This is a genomic window from Inquilinus limosus MP06 (genome assembly GCF_000767795.1).
Taxonomy (GTDB): domain Bacteria; phylum Pseudomonadota; class Alphaproteobacteria; order DSM-16000; family Inquilinaceae; genus Inquilinus; species Inquilinus limosus_E.
The window spans coordinates 1-3,769 of sequence record NZ_JANX01000596.1 but is presented as its reverse complement, the minus strand read 5'-3'; the positions used below and the strand labels follow the sequence as shown (position 1 = coordinate 3,769).

General features: G+C 69.0%; 4 protein-coding genes. 2 read left to right on the top strand and 2 right to left on the bottom strand.

Annotated elements, in window-relative coordinates; all coding sequences use genetic code 11:
* Positions 1-124: 124 nt before the first annotated feature.
* The gene (locus tag P409_RS29125; protein WP_034846664.1) at positions 125-1,264 is read left to right on the top strand and encodes a hypothetical protein; all 1,140 of its coding nucleotides are present in this window, start codon (positions 125-127) and stop codon (positions 1,262-1,264) included.
* A 115-nt stretch (positions 1,265-1,379) separates the two neighbouring features.
* Here the strand turns inward: P409_RS29125 and P409_RS36515 are convergent, their stop codons facing one another.
* Positions 1,380-1,937 (bottom strand): PH domain-containing protein, encoded by a 558-nt coding sequence (locus P409_RS36515; protein ID WP_152613603.1) that lies wholly within the window; start codon positions 1,935-1,937, stop codon positions 1,380-1,382.
* A gap of 104 nt (positions 1,938-2,041) precedes the next feature.
* Here P409_RS36515 and P409_RS29115 point away from each other — a divergent pair, with 104 nt between their 5' ends.
* Positions 2,042-2,956 (top strand): pirin family protein, encoded by a 915-nt coding sequence (locus P409_RS29115; protein WP_034846662.1) that lies wholly within the window; start codon positions 2,042-2,044, stop codon positions 2,954-2,956.
* A 20-nt stretch (positions 2,957-2,976) separates the two neighbouring features.
* Here the strand turns inward: P409_RS29115 and P409_RS29110 are convergent, their stop codons facing one another.
* A complete protein-coding gene (locus tag P409_RS29110) occupies positions 2,977-3,498 on the bottom strand; it encodes a hypothetical protein (protein WP_034846660.1) in 522 nt (173 codons plus the stop codon).
* Positions 3,499-3,769: the final 271 nt, after the last annotated feature.

Sequence of the window (3,769 nt, the reverse complement as noted above, 5' to 3'; positions counted from 1 at the left end):
CATCGCCTCGTCCCTGCAACAGCTTCGCCATCAAATTGCCCCGAGTCGCCTGCCCCAATATGCACGCCAGAACAGAGGCGGCGAAGTCAGCCCGGCCCGTCGTTATTTCATATTGGGGGAGACCATGAATTACCGCATTTCCGCGAGCGCCCTGACCCTTGCCGTCCTGATGGCGACGACGCCGGCCTGGGCCCAGGGCACCAGCCGCGGCCTGCAGACCGTGACCGACGGCGCCAAGGTCACCGGCCACATGACCATCGACTTCAACTCGCGCAGCGTCCGCAACACCAACGGCCTCGACGTCTACACCATCGAGGCGCTGACGGTGGCGGACCTGATGGCCTATGCCGGCTCGGCCCAGCGCAAGCCGGAGGACACCATCACCTACAGCCTGCGGATGGACGTCAACAACCCGGCGAATCCGAGCCAGGTGGCCAAGGAGGTGGCGATCCTGCGCGGCGAGACGCCGATCGACGAGGGCGGGCGCTACCAGCCCGAGGCCGGCAACCTGCGCCTCGACATCGTCAAGGGCCAGCAGTCCAGCGGCAAGTTCGGCGGCGTCGTCCAGGGCCGCGAGGTCACCCGCTGGTGGGAGCTGGGCGAGCAGATCAACCGTGCCTCGAAGGCGGCGGACAAGCTGTATTCCCGCACCGTCAACGGCAAGGTGGTGACGATCCAGGTGAAGAACCCGGACCCGCTGTCCTTCCAGGGGCTGGTGCTGGCGCCGGGCCCGCTGTCGTTCCTGCCGCAGGCCCGGGTGTCCGGCAATCTCGACTATGACTACGAGCTCGGCAACTGGCTGACCGACAACAATGGCATCACCTTCCAATACGCCATCGGCAACCAGGCCTATACCGACAAGGTCACCGGCTCGATCCGCTATGTCGAGGAGGAAGGCAACTTCACCGACGCCAAGGGGCAGAGCCGCAACTACACCGGCTATTACGACTACAACCTGCGCTTCAACGAGCCGGTGGTGAAGCCCGAGGAATCCTTCTTCGGCGGCGAGAACAACGACGCCGATGTCGAGGCCTTCTTCGGCACGGTGGAGCAGAACCAGGCCGGGCTGTACGGCCGGGTCTACTACCTGGACAGCGAAGACGGCTGCAAGCGCGAGAAGAACGAATCCGGCCAGATGCAGTGCGTCGGCCCGACCAGGTCGGAGGTGTACTGGGACCTGAAGCCGGTGAAGCTGACCTACAGCCAGCTCGGCAACTGGTTCAAGCTGGAGCCGCTGATGATCGGGCCGTTCAACGACGAGTGAGCCCCGCGTCCCCCTTCCCTGTCATTGCCGGGCTTGACCCGGCAATCCAGAAGATGCCGACAGTCTCTGGATGCCCGGGTCAAGCCCGGGCATGACAGTTTGGGGAAATCAGATCCTACCCCGGCAGCGCCCCGCCGCCATGGCCGCCATGGTCGCCGCCATGCGTCTCGTCGCCGGCCGAGGACACCTCGACCTCGCGGAAGCGCACCCGGTTCTGCCGGGCCACGGTGGCGCGGCGCAGCTCGTCCAGCCGCGTCTCCGGCATCGCGATCGGGCCGATCAGGATGTTCGGGGCCGACTGGTCGCGCGTGGTCAGGCCGATCGTGCCCAGCCCCAGCACCAGCCAGTGCAGCGGCCGCGACAGCGAGAAGTCGCGGACCCGGAACAGCTCCACCTCCTCCCGCTTCCGCACCAGGAAGCCAGTGCGGATGATCAGCCGCTCGCTGGTCAGCTCATAGCTGGTCAGCCAGCGCCAGCCCGTCCAGACCAGGGCCAGCACCACCGGCACCGCGGCCAGCGGCCCGCCGACCAGGCCCAGCAGCACCGCCAGGACGATGGCCAGCACCCAGATGTAGAACGTCGCGCGCAGCGCGGTGCGGATCTTCCAGATCGCGGTCTCGCCGGCGGCCCCTGTCGGGCTGTCCTGGGCGGCGTCCCGGGTGGTGTCGGCCATCATGTCTCCCCTTGGCTGATGCCGGAGCGAAGGGTACGGTCGAACCGTGCGCCCGTCCATCCGCGTCCGGCGGCGAAATCCGATATCGAAGAAAGCCCGAGACGATGAGCTGGCAGCCGACCCGCGACCCCGCCACCGGCGAGACGCCCTGCCCGTTCATCGAGACGGTGGTGATCCCCCGCACCGCCGATATCGGCGGCTTCGAGGTACGGCGCGCCGTGCCGTCGATGCAGAAGCGATCGGTCGGCCCCTTCGTCTTCGTCGACGAGTTCGGCCCGACGCTGTTCGGCGTAGGCGACGGCATCGACGTGCCGCCGCACCCGCATATCGGCCTGGCCACCGTGACCTATCTGTTCGCCGGCGAGCAGACCCATCGCGACAGCCTGGGCACCCGCCAGTTGATCCGCCCCGGCGACGTCAACTGGATGACCGCCGGCAGCGGCATCGCCCATTCCGAGCGCACGCCGCCGGCCCTGCGCGCCACCGGGTCGACCCTGTTCGGGGTGCAGACCTGGGTGGCCCTGCCCGCCCCGTATGAGGAGGTGGCGCCCAGCTTCGCCCATCACGGTATCGACGACCTGCCGGTGATCGAGGATGCCGGCAAGAGCGTGCGGCTGATCGTCGGGTCGGCCTATGGTGCGCGCTCGCCGGTCGCCACCTTCTCCGAGACGCTGTATCTCGACGCCGCGCTGCAGGCCGGGGCGGTGCTGCCGCTGCCGGCGGAGCATGAGGAGCGCGCGGTCTATGTCGTCTCCGGCCGCATCCGGATCGGCGGCGACGACTTCCCGCCGCGGCAGCTGCTGGTGCTGCGGCCCGGCGACCCGGTCGCGGTCGAGGCGCTGGAGGAGACGCGCCTGCTGGTGTTCGGCGGCGAGCCGCTCGACGGGCCGCGCAAGCTGTGGTGGAACTTCGTCGCCCGCAGCCGCGAGCGCATCGAGCAGGCCAAGGAGGACTGGCGCGAGGGCCGGTTCGGCACGATCCCGGACGAGACCGAGCGACTGCCCCTGCCGGAACGGTGACGACGCCCCGGCGGCCATGATCACGGCTTCGGCCGGGACACGGTCCAGGACACGGCGCTGCAGTCGATCTTCTCGCCCGCGGAATAGGGCGTGAACTCATAAGCGGTGACCGTCCCGCTCCGGTTCAGGGTGAAGACGACGCTGCACCACCACACGGCGAGATGCGCCGGGATGTAGTCGCCATTGACGTGGGTGATCTCCGTCTCGTTGGACTGGTAGTGGTCCTTGCCGTCCTTGACCGTGATCTTCTGGCAGGAGGGCGGCCGCGGCTTAGTCGAGCAATCGACCGGCGTGCGCTGCTCCACCTGCTCATAGGCGCCGTCGACATGGACGGCGCTGCTGCCGTAGAAGGTCAGCCTCCGCGAGCCCGCGGCGCCCGGCTCCTCGGCGAGCGGCCTGCCGAACTTCGCCTCGATCGCCGCGCGCGTCGCCCCGACATAGCCCGCCAGTTGCCGGTCGACCTGCCGGTCGGCGCCGCCGCAGGCGGCGACCAGCGCGGCGCCGATCAGCGGCGATATGGCAGCGACCCTCCGGCGACGCACCGCATTCCCCCATCCCACGTCCTCTCATGCCGGATAGCGTGGCAATGTGGCGCCAATGCCTTCGAAACCTGATGTCTTTATGGCGGGGCCGGCTTCACGGCGCTGGCGGCTCGTCCTTCGCCAGATGCTCCACCAGCCGCCGCGCATGGGCCGGCAGCGCGTCGAGGGACCGGACGCAGATCGACAGCCGGCGCAGCGCCCAGGGGTCGGACAGCGGCACCGCCCGGATCGCCATGCTGCGGCGGCAGCGCCGGGCCGCCGTCTCCGGCAC